This window comes from Corynebacterium maris DSM 45190, from assembly GCF_000442645.1.
Classification (GTDB): domain Bacteria; phylum Actinomycetota; class Actinomycetes; order Mycobacteriales; family Mycobacteriaceae; genus Corynebacterium; species Corynebacterium maris.
On the sequence record NC_021915.1, the window covers coordinates 2,302,173 to 2,318,152 of the forward strand.

12 protein-coding genes and 1 tRNA gene are annotated in these 15,980 nt (G+C 69.4%); 4 read left to right on the plus strand and 9 right to left on the minus strand.

All coding sequences use genetic code 11. From position 1 onward, the window contains the following. Nucleotides 1–3: 3 nt before the first annotated feature. The gene (locus B841_RS10735) at nucleotides 4–285 is read right to left on the minus strand and encodes a DUF3618 domain-containing protein (RefSeq protein WP_020935524.1); all 282 of its coding nucleotides are present in this window, start codon (nucleotides 283–285) and stop codon (nucleotides 4–6) included. A gap of 105 nt (nucleotides 286–390) precedes the next feature. Here B841_RS10735 and bcp point away from each other — a divergent pair, with 105 nt between their 5' ends. Then, a complete protein-coding gene (bcp, locus tag B841_RS10740; protein ID WP_020935525.1) occupies nucleotides 391–864 on the plus strand; it encodes a thioredoxin-dependent thiol peroxidase in 474 nt (157 codons plus the stop codon). Between the two features lie 5 nt (nucleotides 865–869). Further along, nucleotides 870–1,502, plus strand: a complete 633-nt coding sequence (locus tag B841_RS10745) for a TetR/AcrR family transcriptional regulator (protein WP_020935526.1) — start codon at nucleotides 870–872, stop codon at nucleotides 1,500–1,502. On the opposite strand, the gene acpS is transcribed toward B841_RS10745, so the two are convergent. From acpS to B841_RS10770, 5 genes are all read right to left on the minus strand, one after another. Beyond that, complete coding sequence (gene acpS / locus B841_RS10750) at nucleotides 1,475–1,867, minus strand: holo-ACP synthase AcpS (RefSeq protein ID WP_020935527.1); 393 nt, start codon at nucleotides 1,865–1,867, stop codon at nucleotides 1,475–1,477. The genes B841_RS10745 and acpS overlap by 28 nt on opposite strands. Before the next feature lie 124 nt (nucleotides 1,868–1,991). Continuing rightward, nucleotides 1,992–2,471: a DUF559 domain-containing protein gene (locus B841_RS10755; protein WP_156844797.1), complete on the minus strand. Its 480-nt coding sequence runs from the start codon at nucleotides 2,469–2,471 to the stop codon at nucleotides 1,992–1,994. Next, nucleotides 2,464–3,114, minus strand: coding sequence for a hypothetical protein (locus B841_RS10760; RefSeq protein ID WP_020935529.1), 651 nt, complete (start codon nucleotides 3,112–3,114; stop codon nucleotides 2,464–2,466). Before B841_RS10760 ends, B841_RS10755 begins: the two co-directional genes overlap by 8 nt. A 211-nt stretch (nucleotides 3,115–3,325) precedes the next feature. Continuing rightward, on the minus strand, nucleotides 3,326–12,370 hold the full coding sequence (locus B841_RS10765; RefSeq protein WP_084482035.1) for a type I polyketide synthase: 9,045 nt from the start codon (nucleotides 12,368–12,370) through the stop codon (nucleotides 3,326–3,328). 194 nt (nucleotides 12,371–12,564) lie between these two features. Continuing rightward, a tRNA-Leu gene (locus B841_RS10770) sits at nucleotides 12,565–12,646 on the minus strand. A gap of 115 nt (nucleotides 12,647–12,761) precedes the next feature. On the opposite strand from B841_RS10770, the gene B841_RS10775 reads away from it, so the two are divergent. Together B841_RS10775 and B841_RS10780 are read left to right on the plus strand one after the other, a co-directional pair. Next, on the plus strand, nucleotides 12,762–13,334 hold the full coding sequence (locus B841_RS10775; RefSeq protein WP_020935531.1) for a hypothetical protein: 573 nt from the start codon (nucleotides 12,762–12,764) through the stop codon (nucleotides 13,332–13,334). Between the two features lie 22 nt (nucleotides 13,335–13,356). Then, nucleotides 13,357–13,761, plus strand: coding sequence for a DUF3817 domain-containing protein (locus B841_RS10780; RefSeq protein WP_020935532.1), 405 nt, complete (start codon nucleotides 13,357–13,359; stop codon nucleotides 13,759–13,761). Here the strand turns inward: B841_RS10780 and B841_RS10785 are convergent. The 3 genes from B841_RS10785 to B841_RS10795 all read right to left on the minus strand — a co-directional run bounded on the left by B841_RS10785 (nucleotide 13,758) and on the right by B841_RS10795 (nucleotide 15,936). Next, nucleotides 13,758–14,372 carry a non-canonical purine NTP pyrophosphatase gene (locus B841_RS10785; protein WP_020935533.1) on the minus strand — a complete coding sequence of 205 codons (615 nt, stop codon included), beginning with the start codon at nucleotides 14,370–14,372 and terminating at the stop codon, nucleotides 13,758–13,760. The genes B841_RS10780 and B841_RS10785 overlap by 4 nt on opposite strands. Before the next feature lie 4 nt (nucleotides 14,373–14,376). Then, nucleotides 14,377–15,105: a ribonuclease PH gene (gene rph / locus B841_RS10790; protein ID WP_020935534.1), complete on the minus strand. Its 729-nt coding sequence runs from the start codon at nucleotides 15,103–15,105 to the stop codon at nucleotides 14,377–14,379. A gap of 63 nt (nucleotides 15,106–15,168) precedes the next feature. Next, a complete protein-coding gene (locus B841_RS10795) occupies nucleotides 15,169–15,936 on the minus strand; it encodes an MBL fold metallo-hydrolase (protein ID WP_020935535.1) in 768 nt (255 codons plus the stop codon). Between the last annotated feature and the right edge of the window lie 44 nt (nucleotides 15,937–15,980).

Consider the following 15,980-nt stretch of genomic DNA (forward strand, 5'->3'; position numbering starts at 1 on the left):
GCGCTAGAAGGAGCGCTCCGCGAGCATCTTCTGGATCTCCTTGATGTCGTTCTTGCGCTTACGGCCACGGGCCATGCTGAAAGCGACGATCCCGACCACCGCGACGCCGATGCCGGCGAGCACCTTCTGCACCGTCGGGTCCTGCAGCTTGCTGACGACGCCCTGCTTGGCGTCCTCGGCCAAGTTGGCCGGCTTGGTGCGGTTGGCCAGCTCATCCAAGGTGTTGGCCAACTGCGAACGGTTGCGGGCGATGTCGCGCTGGATCTCATCAATGTTGCGTGCCACGGATTATTCTCCCTAGTGAATCGTCTTTTCGTCTGAAGCTCACAGCCAGTGTAATCGTTCGTGCCCTCACGTGACGGCAACGGCTGACAGGCTAAGGTGGACGGCATGAATGAAGCAGCACGCCTGACCGTCGGTGACACCGCCCCCGCCTTCTCGCTCACGGACGACGCCGGAAACACCGTCTCCCTGTCCGACTACGCGGGCCGTAAGGTACTCGTGTACTTCTACCCCAAGGCAGCCACCCCCGGCTGCACCACCGAAGCCTGCGACTTCCGCGACAACCTCGCCGCCCTCGGCGATCTGGGCATCGACGTCGTCGGCATTTCCCCGGACCCGGTGGACAAGCTGGCCAAGTTCAAGGCCGACCAGGACCTCAACTTCCCCCTGCTGTCCGACGAGGACAAATCCGTCATGACCGCCTGGGGCGCCTTCGGGGAGAAGAAGAACTACGGCAAGGTCGTCCAAGGCGTCATCCGCTCCACCCTGCTCATCGACGAAGAAGGCAAGGTCGCCCTGGCCAAGTACAACGTCAAGGCCACCGGCCACGTCGCCCGCATCCTGAGGGACATCACGGCGTAATCGGCATGGACGACGAACTGCTCCTTCCGCGGCGCCGGCCCGCGCAGGCACGCAGCCGGGAGCGCTTCGACCGGATCCTCCAGGCGTCGAGAAGCGTGCTCGTCGACGTCGGATTCGAGTCCTTCACCTTCGACGAAGTGGCCAAGCGCGCCGAAGTGCCCATCGGCACGATCTACCAGTTCTTCGCGAACAAATACTCGCTGATCTGCGAATTAGACCGCGTCGACACCGCCCAGGCCGTCAACGAACTGCACCGCTTCTCCCGTCAGGTGCCCGCCCTGCAGTGGCCGGAAATCCTCTCCGAATTCATCGACCACCTGGCCAAGATGTGGCGCGAAGACCCCTCCCGGCGCGCCGTGTGGCACGCCATGCAGTCGACCCCGTCCACCCGTCACACCGGCGCGCACACCGAACGCGAGGTCATCGAGATCATCGCCGACATCCTGCGCCCACTCAACCGCACCGCCGCTTACGCCGACCGCCAGCGTCTGGCCGGGTTTTTGGTGCACACCGTATCGTCGATGCTCAACTACGCCGTGCGTGACCTGCATGAACGCGGCGAGGAATACTTCAACTCCGTGGTCAACGAGGTCAAGCGCATGTTGGTGGCCTACTTGTTTGCGGTCGCCACGAACTGACACACCGCGACGGCGTAGTCCCCGTCGTGGGAGATGTTCACGTGCGTCTGCGGATCGCCCGCCTGCTGCGCGACGACCCCGCTGAGAAACAGCGCCACCCGCCCCCACCGGTCGGGGCGGACCTCGATTTCGGAGAAGTCCACCGAATCCATCCCGATCAGCGGCGGGCGTCCGTAGATCGACTGCGACCACGCCTTGATGAACGACTCCTTCGCCGCCCACCGGCCCGCCAGGTGCGCGGCCCGGTCCGGTTTGGTGCTGGCGACGCGCAACTCCAAGGCGGTGAACACGTTCTGGAAGGTGCTGCCCGGGGTGGCCAGCTGTCCGGCGAACGCGGGGACGTGGACGATGTCGATGCCGATCATGGTTGCCTATTCTGGCACGGTTACCTCGCGCCCGGGGTGGGAGACGCACCGGATTCGTGCGGGGCCGGCGGCCAGTGCGCGCCACCAGTGCAAAATTCCACACGAACCCGCCGCGTTATGTGCTTTACCCCTGCAAACGGCCTGTAGCGGCTCGTACTTTTGCACCCTGCACGCCGTCAGTGACTAGATCCAGGATCAACCGCGACAACTGATCCGCGTCCTCGAACATCCCGTGCGACACCCGCAGCACCCGCCATCCGGAGCGCTCCAGAGCCACGTTGATGCGCGCGTCCTTCTCCCGCCGGGCCTTATCCCAATGCTGAGCGCCGTCAAACATCAACCCCAGTCGACATTCCTCGATGGCCAGGTCCAGCACCGTGACCGTCCTGCCCTTTTGCCGGAACGGCACCTGGGGAGTGAAGCGCATTCCCACGGTCGCCGCGGCACGGTTGGCGATCAACCGCAGAATCGTCTCCGGTGGCGAATCCATGCCCGCGCTGGAAAGTCCGACCACCTGGGCGAGGAGTCTACGGTCCAGACGGTTTTTCCCCGCCCAGACCACATCATCGCCGGTGACTCCGAGCACCCGACGAAATCTATCCACGACCTGCACCGCCCGCAGCACACGGGGTCGGATCCATGGCAGCGCCGGCGTCGGCCACACGTGTTCTTCCTGCAGCACTGACCGTAGACAACGTCGCCGTCAGCATCGGCGGCGTCACGTGCAACCGTGCGCCATATTCATACACCGCCCATACCGGAAGCTCCGCCGGTTTTCTGCGCATCGCCGCCCGCAACGCGGTCCTCGGCGCACTGCGGTCTCCGGCCGCATACACCGCCGTGTCCGCCCCATCGCTGAAGTCCCCGACCCCGTACAACGCAGCCGCGCTCCAGCTCTCGGCCACCCAGGTGGGGTGCTCCCGGAGGTGGGCCACAGCCCTTGTCCACGCGCCGGCGGGGTAGACGAAACCTCGCGGGTGTGAACGGGCCTGATGCAGCTGCAGCCAGCGGGGACGGCCGAGTTCATTCGCGATGACGTGGCCGGGGGTGATTTTCGTGAAATTGTCGTTGATCGCCGCGTCCACTGCCCGGCTGCGTACGTGCAATCCACGGGCGGCGGCGATGCGGGTCCGCACGTCGCGCAAGGCTTCCGGCGTCGGTTGCTCACCGGGGATCAGAGGCATGCCGTCATAAACAATCCCCTGCTCGCCCAAGCGGCCATCAATGAGGCCTCCGTGATAGCCCACGTTGCTTCTCCAGTCGTCGAAAAATGGTACTTCGCTTCCTTGGACTATCCCGATGCCGGCATGGGTTCCCGCGTCGTGTTTTACCCCTGCAAACTTTTGCTCCGTCCGCCTGATTATTGTGTTTCACTATGGCAAAGGGCCTGGAGCGCAACATATGTTTGCACCCCAGGCCCCACCGCCCCGCCCCGACGTCCCGCGGACAGGCTAGAAACTACTCCCCGGGCTGCAGCACCCCGTCCACCAGTCGGGCGCGGTCATCGAGCAGCACCGCCACCTCCCGTTCCTTGGCCGTGGCGCCGCCACCGCCGAGGTTGCGCTCGGCGGGACGCTCGTAGAGCGACTCCTGGCCCAGGATCGCACGCGAGACACGGCGCAGACCGGCCTTCTCCCGCTGCTCGGCAGAGGACTGCCAGTCGCGGGCCGCTTGCTCGCCGTGCTCGGCGCGCACCGCCGCCAGGAAGGCGCCCGGATGCACGATCGCCACCAGCGCGGAGACGTGCCCGAACCCGAGCGAGGTGAGCACGCCGGCCTTCGGCGGCGCCGAGCGCAGATCCAACGGCTTACGCAGCCACACCATCTCGCCGTGCTCACGCAGCGCCGGATCAACGCAGTCCAGCGAACGGTTCGCCGGCACCAGACCGGAGCGCAGCACCTGGGTCAGGCCGATCACCTGGAAGGCCGCGGCGCCGCCCTTGGGGTGGCCGGTGAGCGACTTCTGCGAGATGACGTAGAGCGGCGTGGCCTCGTCGCGCCCCGTGGCCCGGGCAATGCGGTGGTGCAGGTCCGACTCGTTCGGGTCGTTGGCGTTGGTCGAGGTGTCGTGCTTGGACACGATCGACACATCGTCCGGCGTGACGTCCAGTGCCGCCAGCGCCTGCGCCAGGCGCGAATCCATGCCGCCGCGGGCGGCGGACAGCGCGCCCAGTCCCGGCGCCGGGATGGAGGTGTGCGCGCCGTCGGCGAAGGACTCGGCGAAACCGACCACGCCCAACACCGGCAGCCCCAACTCATAGGCCAGCGAACCGCGCAGCAGCAACAGCGTGCCACCACCCTCGGCCTCGACGAAACCGCCGCGGCGGCGGTCGTTCGCCCGCGAGAAGTAGCGGTGCTCGATGCCCTTGGCCTCCATCTCGGCGGAGTCGGCGGTGGCGTTCATGTTGCCGAAGCCCTCGATCCCCTCGACGGACAGGTCGTCGATGCCGCCGGCCACCACGGCGTCGGCCTTGCCCAGCCGGATCTTGTCCACGCCCTCCTCCACGGAGACCGCGGCGGTGGCGCACGCCGCGACCGGGTGGATCATCTGGCCGTAACCGCCCACATAGGACTGCATGACGTGCGCGGCCACGACGTTCGGCAGCGCCTCCTGCAGGATGTCGTTGGCGCGCGGCTCGTTGAGCAGCCGGTCGACGTACATGCCACGGATCGAACCGGTGCCGCCCATGCCCGTGCCCATGGTGGAGGACACGCGCGCCGGGTGCACGGCCGAGAGCAGCTCCGCAGGCGTGAAGCCGGCTGACAGGAACGCCTCGACGGTGCAGACGAGGTTCCACACCGCGACCCGGTCGATGCTCTCGAGCATGTCGGCCGGGATGCCGTAGACGGAGGGGTCGAAGCCTGTGGGCATCTGACCGCCGACGAAGCGCGACATGGCCATGCGGCGCGGCACCGACACCGGGGCGCCGGCGGTGCGGGTGACGGTCCATTCGCCGTCGTCTGCGACGACCGCGGTGGTGTGCTCGGGGTCCGAGTCGACGAAGCTGCGGGCGGTGGTGGCGTCGGAGACCTGGAAGGTCAGGTCGTGCTCGAGGTAGACGGTGGTCAGCTCGGGCGCGAGGTTGTCGACGAGGCCGACCTCGTCGCCGTAGCGGCGGATGCCGACGTTGGCCAGCACTTCGTCGTGGTAGCGGTCGTAGATGTCTTCTTCGGCGATGTCGGCGCCGTCGGCGTCGAGGAAGGTGCCGTCCTCCGCCGCGGAGATCAGGCCCATGTTCCAGGCCAGTTCGGTGACGCCGGCGGCGGTGAGGTCGCCGGTGAGTTCGGCGTCGAAACGCGTGCGGGAGGCGCCGTAGGGGCCGAGTTCCCCGCCGCCGACGATGACGACCATGTCCTCGAGTTTCTGCCCGATCTTGCCGAAGTCAGCGTCGGTCCAGTCGATGCGGCGATACGGGGTCGGCAGGGCCGGCAGCGTACGCTCGGTGTCTTCGGATTCCTCAGCAGTCGTCTGCGGACGGTCGGCGGCCAGCTCGGCGAGGTTGATGTCGGCCTCGCCGAGACCACCGGTGAAGTCCGCGGTGACCGGCGAGGACGCGGCGTCGGAACGCACGTCCGCGCTGGCCTGGCTGATCAGACGTTCGGCGATCTCCTCGGTGGAGTACGTGGTCACGCCCTTGGCTTCGACGGCCTCGACGAGCGGGTCGTTGCCGCCCATCAGTCCGGTGCCGCGCACCCAGCCGATCAGGGCGTGCACCAGGCTGGTGCGCGCGCCCCAGACGGGTTCGGCGTGCCAACGGGTGACCACCGCGTCGAGGGCGGCTTTGGCTTCGCCGTAGGCGCCGTCGCCGCCGAAGCGGCCGCGGTTCGGCGAGCCCGGCAACACCACGTGCAGGCGGTGGCCGAGGTGGGTGTCGGCGCCGAGGGCGGACAGGCCGGCGATGAGGCGCTCGACGGACCACAGCAGCAGGCGCATCTGGGTTTCGGCGGCGCCGCCGGCGTCGGCCAGCGAGCCGGCCACACGCGGGGCCGCAAACGGGAACAGCAGGCTCGGCACCATGGCGGGTTTGACCACCTTGGCCTCCGCGCCGACGGTGACCGTCTGTTCCTCGCCGATCCAGCCGATGAGCGCGTCGAGGTCAGAATAGGCGCTGAGGTTGGCCGGGACGACCCACAGGGCGGCGTGGCCGCGAGCGTGGGTGCGGTAGAGCTCCTTGTAGAACTCCAGGCGCTGATGCCCCAGGTTGGAGGTGGTGACCACCACGGTCGCGCCCCCGGCGAGCAGGCTGCCGGTGACGGCCGCCGCGATCGAGTTCGGGGAGGCGCCGGTGACCACGGCGATGTCCTCGGCGAAGTTCAGGGCCGCGGTGTCGCGGGCCTGGGCGGCCAGCTCGGGCAGCTCGAAGTACTCGGCCTGGCGGGCGACTTCCTCGCCGGCGCCGGTGACGTCGAGTGCGGCGGGATCGATCTGGCCGAGGCCTGCGCGGGTGACGTCTTCGCGGGCGGAGGCCCAGCGGTCGTCGAGCAGCACGGCCTCCTCAGCGTTAAAGCGCGGGGCGACCTGGCGCGGCCAGTCGGAGCCCAGCTCGCGGGAGACCAGGTCGAAGAGCTCGGCGTTCTCGTCGGCCGCGTCGAAGGAGGCGGATTCGGGCTGATCCAGGCCGAGCGCTTTGAGCAGGTCGCGTGCGGTGGTGGCCAGGACGCCGTCGGCGCCGGTGACCTGCTCGGCGAACTCGCCCAAGGCCGCGGAGTCGACCACGCCCCCGGCGGCGCCGCCGGCAGCCGGCGGGGCGACCTGCATCCCGTGGACGGTGGCGACCGACTGCACGGCGGCGTCGATGAGCGTGTCCAGCTCGGCGGCGCTGGCTGGGGCGGCCGGCTGCAGGGTCGCCAGGTCCCCGCCGCGCAGGGAGGCGCCGTCGCGGGTGCCCATGACCAGGGCGGCGATAGTGTGGTCGACCCAACCCTGGCCCAGCTGCCAGTGCCCGGTGACGCGCTCGGCGATGTGGCCGGGTTTCTTGCCGGTCGGGCCGGTGACCCGGCGCAGGGAGTCGGCGACGGATTCGGTGAGCACCGGGCCGAAGGCGCCGTAGCCACGGGCCATGGTGACGATGGTGGCCGACAGCTCCGAGAAAGGGGCGTCGGCGGCGCCGTCGATGGAGCCGGTGCCGAACTCGTTGCCCAAATCCAGCAGAACCTGGTTGCGGCGGGAGGAGACGCCTTCGACCAGCGATTCGATGGTGTCTGCGGCGCCGATCTGGTCCGGGCGGACCTTGGTCCACACGGCGACGAGCAGCTCCAAGGCGTCGGCCGCGCCGTAGTCGAGGTCGGCGGGACGCTCGCCGGCTGGGGCGGAGGCCACCGCCGCCGGGGTCGGCGCGGGGTCGGCCGCCTGGGCGGTGACCTCGGCGGGGACGTCGACGTCGCCTGCCTCGTCTGCGGCGTCCTCGGCGACGTCAGCGCTCGGCTTGCCCACGGCGTCTTCGGCGAAGACGACCGAGCGGTCGCGTTCGACGTTGAGCACCTCAAGCTCGGAACCGGCGTACTGCGGCAGGTTCATGGTCTGGCCGAGCATGTTGCTCAGCGTCGGCGACGCGCCGACGCCGACCTCGACGAAACGGTTCACGTCCAGGCCCGTCAGCAGGAGGTCCTGGGTCTCGATCCAGCGGACCGGGGAGGCGAACTGCCAGGCCAGCAGCTCGATGAGCAGGGTACGTGCCAACGCGGTCTCATCCTTGGCCGCGGCCGCGAAGTCGTCGAGAAGCGCCGTGATGTACGGCGAGTCGACGACCCCGGCGATGGAGCGCACGAAGTCCTCGGTCAGCTCGAAGGGGCGCGCCACCAGGTTCGGGATGTAGCGGTCGACGAGTACCTCGGCGTCGACCTCGTCCGGGATGAGCTCGTCGAGGTGGGCGCGGAAGTCGTCGACGCCGCCGAGCAGCTTCGAGGAGTGGAAGGGCACGTCGATGCCCGGGATCATCACCAGCGCCTTGTTGCCCGGACCGCGGGTTTCCGCGTCCGCGGCCAGGGCCTGCAGCCCGGACAGGGTGCCGGCGACCGCGTACTGGCGGCCGTCGATGTTGTAGTTGACGATCTCGAGGAACTCGCCGGTGCGGTGCGCCATGTCGGCCACGTAGTCCTGCACGTCCGTGCCGGACAGGCCCATCTTGTAGGGGCGCAGGGCGGCCAGGGCGTACTCGGACACGCCCGCGGCGTTGCGCGGGACGAGGTGGTGCATGGTCAGGCCGCGACGGTAGACGATCTCCACCACGCCCTCCAGCGAGAGCACCTGGGCGTAGGCGGCCAGGGCGTTGTATTCGCCGACGGAGTGACCGGCGAAGTAGGCGCGGTCGTTGAGCACGCCGGCTTCCTGCATCTCGGCGATCTGCGCGCAGCCCAGGGTGGCCATGGCGACCTGGGTGAACTGCGTCAGGTAGAGAACGCCGTCGGGGTGCTGGTAGCGGCAGCCGCCGACGACGACCTCGGCGGGGTTGTTCTGGACGATCTCCAGGATGGAGAAGCCCAGCTTGGCACGGGTGTGACGGTCAGCGCGGTCCCACACCTGCTTGGCGGCCGGGCTGGCGGCGCGCTGGGTCATGCCCATGCCCTGGGACTGGATGCCCTGGCCGGGGAATCCGTAGAAGACGTCGGCCTCGGCCATGACGGCGGTGGCGGTCAGCACGGTCTCGCCGTCGACCGTGGCGGTGACGGAGCGGACTTCGCCGCGGCCCGGACGGGCGTCCACCCCGGTGCGTTCGACGACGTAGTCGACCTGCGCGCCCGGCAGCACCGGGGCGAGCATGGTGGCGGTGTACTCCACGACCCGGCCGGCGCCGTCGGAGGCGGCGACGATTTCGCCGAGGGCGGAGGTCCACATGCCGTGGACGATGACGCCGTCGCTCAACCCGGCCATACGCGCCGCGGCGTCGGCGACGTGGATCGGGTTGCGGTCGCCGGTGACGATGGCGAAGGGACGCATGCTCGCCGGCGCGGTGACGCTGGCCTGGGCGCGGAAGGAACGCGCGGTGTCGACGGTCGCGTCCGCGGCGGTCGGCGCCGGCGCCGGGGCGTCGCCGCGGCGGCCCTGGATGGCGAAGCGCTCGGTGAGGGTGGCCAGACCGGCGATCTCGGCGGTGATCTCCACGACGCGGCCGACGATGGTGTCGGTGACGGCGTCGACGCGGGCGGTGACCTCCAGGTCGGCGTCGGTCGGCAGCGGGGCGTGCAGCTCGATGCGGTGCTCGAGGTGGACCAGGTTGAGCATGCCTTCGACGACCTTGGCGCCGTCCGTGCCGGGGATCTCGGCGTCGGCGATGGCGGCGAAGATGGCGGGCCAGGCCTTGCCCACCAGCACGTCCGGCGCGGTTCCCGCGGCGGCGACGTCGGCCGGCAGGTAACCGGCGGTGACGGTGTCGTAGTCGGCGAGGTCGGCGGCGTTCACAGTGACGGAGTGCGTCGCCACGCCGTCGACGACCTGCGGCAGCTCTCCCCCGGCGGCCAGTCGAGTCAGCTCCGTGGTGGCGGCCTCGGCGTCGGCGCGCGCGATGATCGGGACGGCGCCGGCGGGGGCGTCGGCGGCGAGCGACAGTCGGATCTGCAGGTCGTGGGCCTGATTGCCCGGCAGTGAGCCGGTCAGCGGGACGGTGAGCACGACGTGGGCGTCGTCTTCTTGGGTCAGGGTCGCGCCGGTCGGCAGCTGTGCGGAACGGCCGTCGGCGGCGAGCTCCCACTCGGTGCCCAGAGCAGTGACCGGGGAGTTCTGCTGGCGTCCGGCCCACTCGACGGCCGGGGCGGCGAGAATCCGCTCGACCAGGCCCGGCGCGGGGATTTCCTCGGCGCCGGCCTCGGTGGCGGCGGTGACGGCGGCCGCGTTGAAGCGTTCCATCAGCTCGGCGATGGGTTCGTTGGCGCGCTCGATGCCCTCGACGGCCTCCGGGCCCGGGATGATGCACACGGCGTCGGCGTTGGCGCCGTAGCGTTCGTCGTGGGCCTGCCAGAAGGTGTCGGCGCGGAACCAGCGGCGCACTTCGGCGTCGATGACGGGGACGAAGGGCACGGGCTTGCCCTTGCTGCGGCAGTGGCGCAGGAACCAGGCGGCGTCGGCGGGTTCGAGGACGTCGTCGAGGCCGGGGTAAATTTCGCCGAGCGTGTCGACGGCCAGCTGCGGGTCGTCGTCGATTCCCAGCTCGACGACCGGGGTGAAGGCGCCGTGGTCGATCTCGGTGAGGCGGGCCTCGGCGCGCTCGAGCATGCCGACGAAGCGGGAGTGCCAGGTGACGTCGAGCCAGCCGCGGTGGTCCGGGCCGGCGAGTTCGAGGTAGCGCTCGAGCCAGGCGCGGTAGGTCATGGTCTCGAGGTCGCCGTAGTAGGGCTTACAGGTCTTGTTCAGTGCGTCGACGATCTCGTCGCGGCGGGCGGCCACGGCGGCGGCGACGCCGGCGACCTCGTCGACGAGGCGCCCGGCGCGGGCAAACGAGTTGTCGATCTCGTGCAGGTCCGCGCCCAGCGAGCTCAGCCCGGAGGCGATGTCGGCTTCGGCGGTGCTGGCGCCGATCCACTGGTCGGTGCCCTTGGCGTCGGCGAGCGCCTGCTTGACGGACTCGGTGGCGGTGGCCTCCTTCGCCGCCATGGCGGTGGTGCCGATCATGATCGCGTCGACCGGCATGGCCGGCAGCCCGTATTTCTCGGCCCAGGAACCGGTGAGGTATTCGGCGGCGCGTTCCGGGGTGCCGACGCCGCCGCCGACGGCCAACACGGCGTTGTCGCGGGCGCGGATCTCGTCGTAGGTGGCGATCAGCTGCTCGTCGAGGGACTCCCAGGAGTGGTGGCCGCCGGCCTTGCCGCCCTCGACCTGCAGGATGACGGGCGTGTCGACGGCGTCGGCGATGCGCAGCACGCGGCGGATCTGGGCGATCGCGCCGGGCTTGAAGGAGATGTGGGGGAAGCCGCCGGCGCGCAGGTCGGCGATGAGCTGGGTGGCTTCCTCCGGGTCGGGGGCGCCGGCGGAGACGGTGACGCCGTCGAAGGGCGCGCCGTTGGCACGCGCCTTGGGCACCCACTTGCCCTGGGAGATGTGCTTGCCCCAGGCACTGGGGTCCAGGAACATCGTGTTGAACTGCACGGCCACGCCGGGCTCCAGCAGCTCGTTGAGTCGGGCGAGGTTGTCGTTGAAGATGGCTTCGGTGACCTGCCCGCCGCCGGCGAGCTCGGACCAGTGGCCGGCGTTGGCGGCCGCGGCGACGATCTCCGGGTCGACGGTGGTCGGGGTCATGCCGGCCAATAACATCGGGCTGCGGCCGGTGACCCGGGTGAACTTGGTCACCAGCCGCTTGTCGCCGTCGTGCGTGACGACGCGCGGCGCATACTCCGCGTACGGGGTCGGGCGGGCGGGGGCCAGGCCGGCGTCGAAAAGCTGCGCCTGCCCGTCGGTGGAGGCCACCGCCAGGACGCCGACGCCGCGGCCGCGCACGGCGCGCTCGGTCAAGGAGACCACGCCGTCCGCCGGGCCCAGATCCAGGATCCACTGCGCGCCGGCGTCCGCCAGGCGCGTGACGTCGGCGGGCCAGTCGACGAAGGCGGTGAGCACGGCTTGGGACGCGTCCTTCGCCAGGGCGGTATCGAGGCCGCATTCCCTGGCCCAGGCCACGACTTGCTCCACGGCGGGGGCGAGCGCCGGGTGGTGGAAACCGATCTGCACGTCGAGCGGGTTGATGCGCAGGTTCGGGGCGGAACCGCCGCGGCGCTTGGCCTCGATGGCCTTCGCCGTCTTCGCGGCGGCCGCTTCCAGCGCGGCGACGACCCGCTCGTTGTGGGCCGGGGCGCCGACCAGCACGACGTGCTCGCGGCCGTTGACGAGGCCGACCACGCATTCGTCGGTGAGGCTAGCTGCGGCGATGGCGTCCTCGACCTGCTCGCGGGTCGCTCCCGCGATGGAGATCATCGGGGAGGACTCTCCCGCCCGCACCAGCCCGGCGGCACGTGCGGCGCGTGCTCCGGCGGCGCCGATGAGCTGAGCGACGGCCAGCAGCTGGGCGGCGGTGGCGCGGCCCTCGGCGAGGTAGGCGGCCAGCGCGCCCTGGGAGTGCCCGGCGACGGCGACGGCGCCGCGGAGGGACAACCCCTGACGGCGCAGCGACTCGGCCGTCGCGGCCTGGGCGACGAGGATGCCGGGCACCGACACCGCGGCGGCCTGCGTGTCCACCCCGGACGGGGCCTCGGTGGCCCACCCCACCGGATCAAAGCCGTGCGGACGGGCGGCGGCCAGCGCATCGGCCACCGGCTCCAGGAGCGCGTCCGCCTCCGCCAGGTCCGCCGAGACAGTGGAACCGACCCCGGCCGCCAGCGCGGTGGCCAGGCTCGCCCGCCAATCGTAGCCTTGACCGGCGAAAGTCAGGGCGAAAGATTCGTTCTCAAGGCGGTTGATCAGACGATCGGTCACGGGCGAAGCTCTCCTGTTACTCAGGCGGCCGGCTGGGTGATCCGGCACCAGTGGGGTTGTCGTGAGACGCCGCGGGCGGCGCCTCCACGGGCATGCGCGAGGACGCATTGGTGCCGCACCCTCACGAATCCCTGATATTAGTTAGTCGATAGAAACAATACGACTGTTACAAGCCCAAACAAAAGTACCCCATCACGGGCCTGGGCGGGCCCAAAGAATTCAGCCGCGCCACCGACGCCCCACCCCTTCGACGCCCCACGCGCTACGCGCGCATAGTGACAGCGCCGCGGAACTCTAAAAAGTGCGCCCGGAGGGACTTGAACCCTCACGCCCTCAGGCACTGGAACCTAAATCCAGCGCGTCTGCCAATTCCGCCACGGGCGCAACGACCCCCGGAATCACGCCCAGGGGACCTTTCGCATCATACCCTCGAGGCTGGGCGGGAATGGAAACCGCGAGAAAGTCCACCTTTTGAACGACCTTGGATATGATGACGTGTGTGACCGAATTCGAGGATGACCGCGACACTCGGGCTCGCAGCGGCCATGGCGAGCTCGGGGACACCCACCAGCCGCATGCCTCCGCCACGCCCGACGACGCGGTGGAAGGCCTCGACCAAGCGGAAAGCACCCCGCCCCAGCGCGAGAAGTTCCAAATCAAGGCCTGGCACATCATCTTGCTCGTCGTCGCCGTGCTCGCCTGCCTGGGTCTGGCCTACTGGCAGTGGACCCGTTTCCAGGCGGGCTCCGGCACGTTCCAGAACCTCGGCTACGCCTTCCAGTGGCCACTGTTCGCCGTGTTTTTCATCTACGCCTACCGCATGGGCGTCAAGTACGAGAACGAGGCGCGCCACGCCAAGAACGAGGCCGACGACGATGACTTCCTGTACGAAGCGGATCTCGAGGAATTCGGGGAGGCCAAGCAGGAGGTCACTAAGATCGACGAGGATTTCCTGCCCTCGCGCCCGTCCCTGAACGTCGAGGAGTTCAACGCGCTCAACACCCCGCGCCGCGGGCGCGACTCCGACACCGGCCGCCCGCACCGCGCCGACGACAAGCACCTGAACACCTAGAAACACCCAGAGGAAGCATTTTATGACGACCCCCGGCAACTCTTCCGTCTCTCAGACCCGGCAGAAACCGCTGCGCAAGGTTCACCCCGAGCGCCAGCGCCGCGTGCGCACTGCGCTCACCTTCTTTTCCGCCACCGCGTGGATCACCGGCGTGATGCTGCTGCTGCTCGTGATCCGCATGATCATGCAGTACGTCCTGGGCATGGACGTCAGCGGCTTCGGCTGGGTCGCCATCCTGCACGGCTGGTGCTACCTGGCGTTCGTGATCGCCACCTTCAACCTGGGGCTCAAGGCCCGCTGGGAGCCGAAGTGGTGGGTCACCACCATCCTCGGCGGCGTGGTGCCGTTCCTGTCCTTCTACGTGGAAAACAACCGCCGCAAGCAGGTCACCGAGAAGTTCCAGCTGGACCAGCCGTCCGCGGCTTAACCGGCCAGCCCGCGGATCACCTCGACCAGCCCTGTCAGCGCCTTGCCCCGGTGCGACAGGGCGTCTTTTTCTGCCGCGCTCAACTGGGCAGAAGAACGCCCCGCGCCGTCGATCTCCTCCCCCGGAAGAAAAAGCGGGTCGTAGCCGAAGCCGTTGTCCCCCACTTCTTTCCGCAGCAGGCGCCCCTCCCAACGCCCCTCGGAGACGTGCTCCTGCCCGTCCGGGGTGACCAGCGCGCACACGGAGACAAACGCCGCGGCGCGGCGCTCGTCGGGCACATCCGACATCTGCGCGAGCAGCAGGGCGTTGTTCGCCGCGTCGTCACCGTGGCCGCCGGACCACCGCGCTGAGAGCACCCCAGGCATGCCGCCCAGTTCTTCCACGGCCAGGCCGGAGTCGTCGGCGACGGTGACCAGGCCAGTTTCCCGGGCCCCGGCGCGCGCCTTGATCAGGGCGTTGTCGGCGAAGGTGCGCCCGTTTTCGACGGGTTCGTCGTAGTCGGCGACGGCGGACAGCGGCACCAGTTCGACGCCATTGATGCCGGCGGCGGCGAGGATGCGTTCGAGTTCGCCGAGTTTCTTCGCGTTGTTCGAGGCGACGAGCAAGCGCATGATCCTAGGCCTCCAGGGCGGCGCGCTGGGCGGCCTGCAGTTCGCGGATGCCCTTCTCGGCGGAGTCGAGCATCGCGTTGAGCTCCTCGCGGCCGAAGTCGCCGGCTTCACCGGTGCCCTGGACCTCGACGTACTTGCCGGCCTCGGTCATGACGACGTTGAGGTCGACCTCGGCGCGGACGTCTTCCTCGTAGGGCAGGTCGAGGCAGACGTGGCCGTCGACCAGCCCGACGGAGACGGCGGCGACCGGCGGCAGCAGCGGGTTGCCCGGGACGACGCCCTGGGCCTTGAGCACCTCGATGGCGTCGGCGAGGGCGACGTAGGCGCCGGTGATCGCGGCGGTACGGGTGCCGCCGTCGGCCTGCAGGACGTCGCAGTCGAGGTTGATGGTGTTTTCGCCGAGCTCGCTCAGGTCGACGGCCGCGCGCAGGGAGCGGCCGATCAGGCGTGAGATCTCGTGGGTGCGTCCCTTGACCTTGCCGGACATGGATTCACGGCGGTTGCGCTCGTGGGTGGCGGCCGGGAGCATGGCGTATTCGGCGGTCAGCCAACCTTCCCCGGAGTCGCGCTTGAAGCGCGGCACGCCGGTCTCCACGGAGGCGGTGCACATGACGCGGGTCTCGCCGAACTCGACGAGCACGCTGCCCGCCGGGTTGGAGGTGAAGTTGCGGGTGATGCGCACTGCGCGCAGCTGGTCGAGGTCGCGGCCGTCGGCACGGGTGAAATCAGTCATGCGCACCAGGGTACTCAGCCACCTCCGGGTCAGCTCACTGCGCCCAGGAAGAGGCGGGGAGACTTAGACGTCGAAGACCATGCCGGGTTCGCCGAGGATGACCTCGCCGTCGAATTCAGTGCGCGCGGCCGCCAGGGTGGCTTCCTTGTCGGTCCACGGTTGGATGTGCACCAGGCCGAGGCGCTTGACGCCGGCCGCGGCGGCGATGCGGCCGGCTTCTTCGCCAGACATGTGCATGCCCATGATCTTGCCTTCGCTGGTCGGCCCCCACCCCGCTTCACACAGGAAGAGGTCCGCCCCGCGGGCCGCGGCCACGATGTTGGGGTGGTCCGCCGAGTCGCCGCTGTAGGCGACGACTTTTCCGCTGACGGGGTCCTGCATGCGCAAGGCGTAGGCCTCACCGGGGTGGCTGGCCGTAAACGGGGTGACCTCGACGCCGCCCACGGTTTCGGTGTGTCCGTGGCGCCAAGCGGTGAACTCGAGGGTGTCGGAGAAGTCGTCGACGTCGTCCGGCTCGTCCGCGGTGAGCCGCCCCAGGTGGACGGGCGTGTGCGCGGGGCCGAGGCAGCGGTGTCGCTGCGTGGCTTTGAGCTCCGGGTGGAAGCGGCGCCACACCATGAGCGACGGGAAGTCGAGGCAGTGGTCGGCGTGCAGGTGGCTGAACAGCACGTGCGCGTCGGCCGGGTTCTGAATTTCCTGCAGCGCGGCCAGCGTGCCGGGCCCTAAGTCGACGATGACGCTCGATCCGTCATCGGGGGACAGGAGGTATCCCGAGGCCGGGTTTCCCGGGGCACCGAGGCTGCCCGAGCAGCCGAGGATGGTCAGCTTCATGTGTTTACTGTGCCACGAATCAGGGTGCTTTTCGAACCTAACGC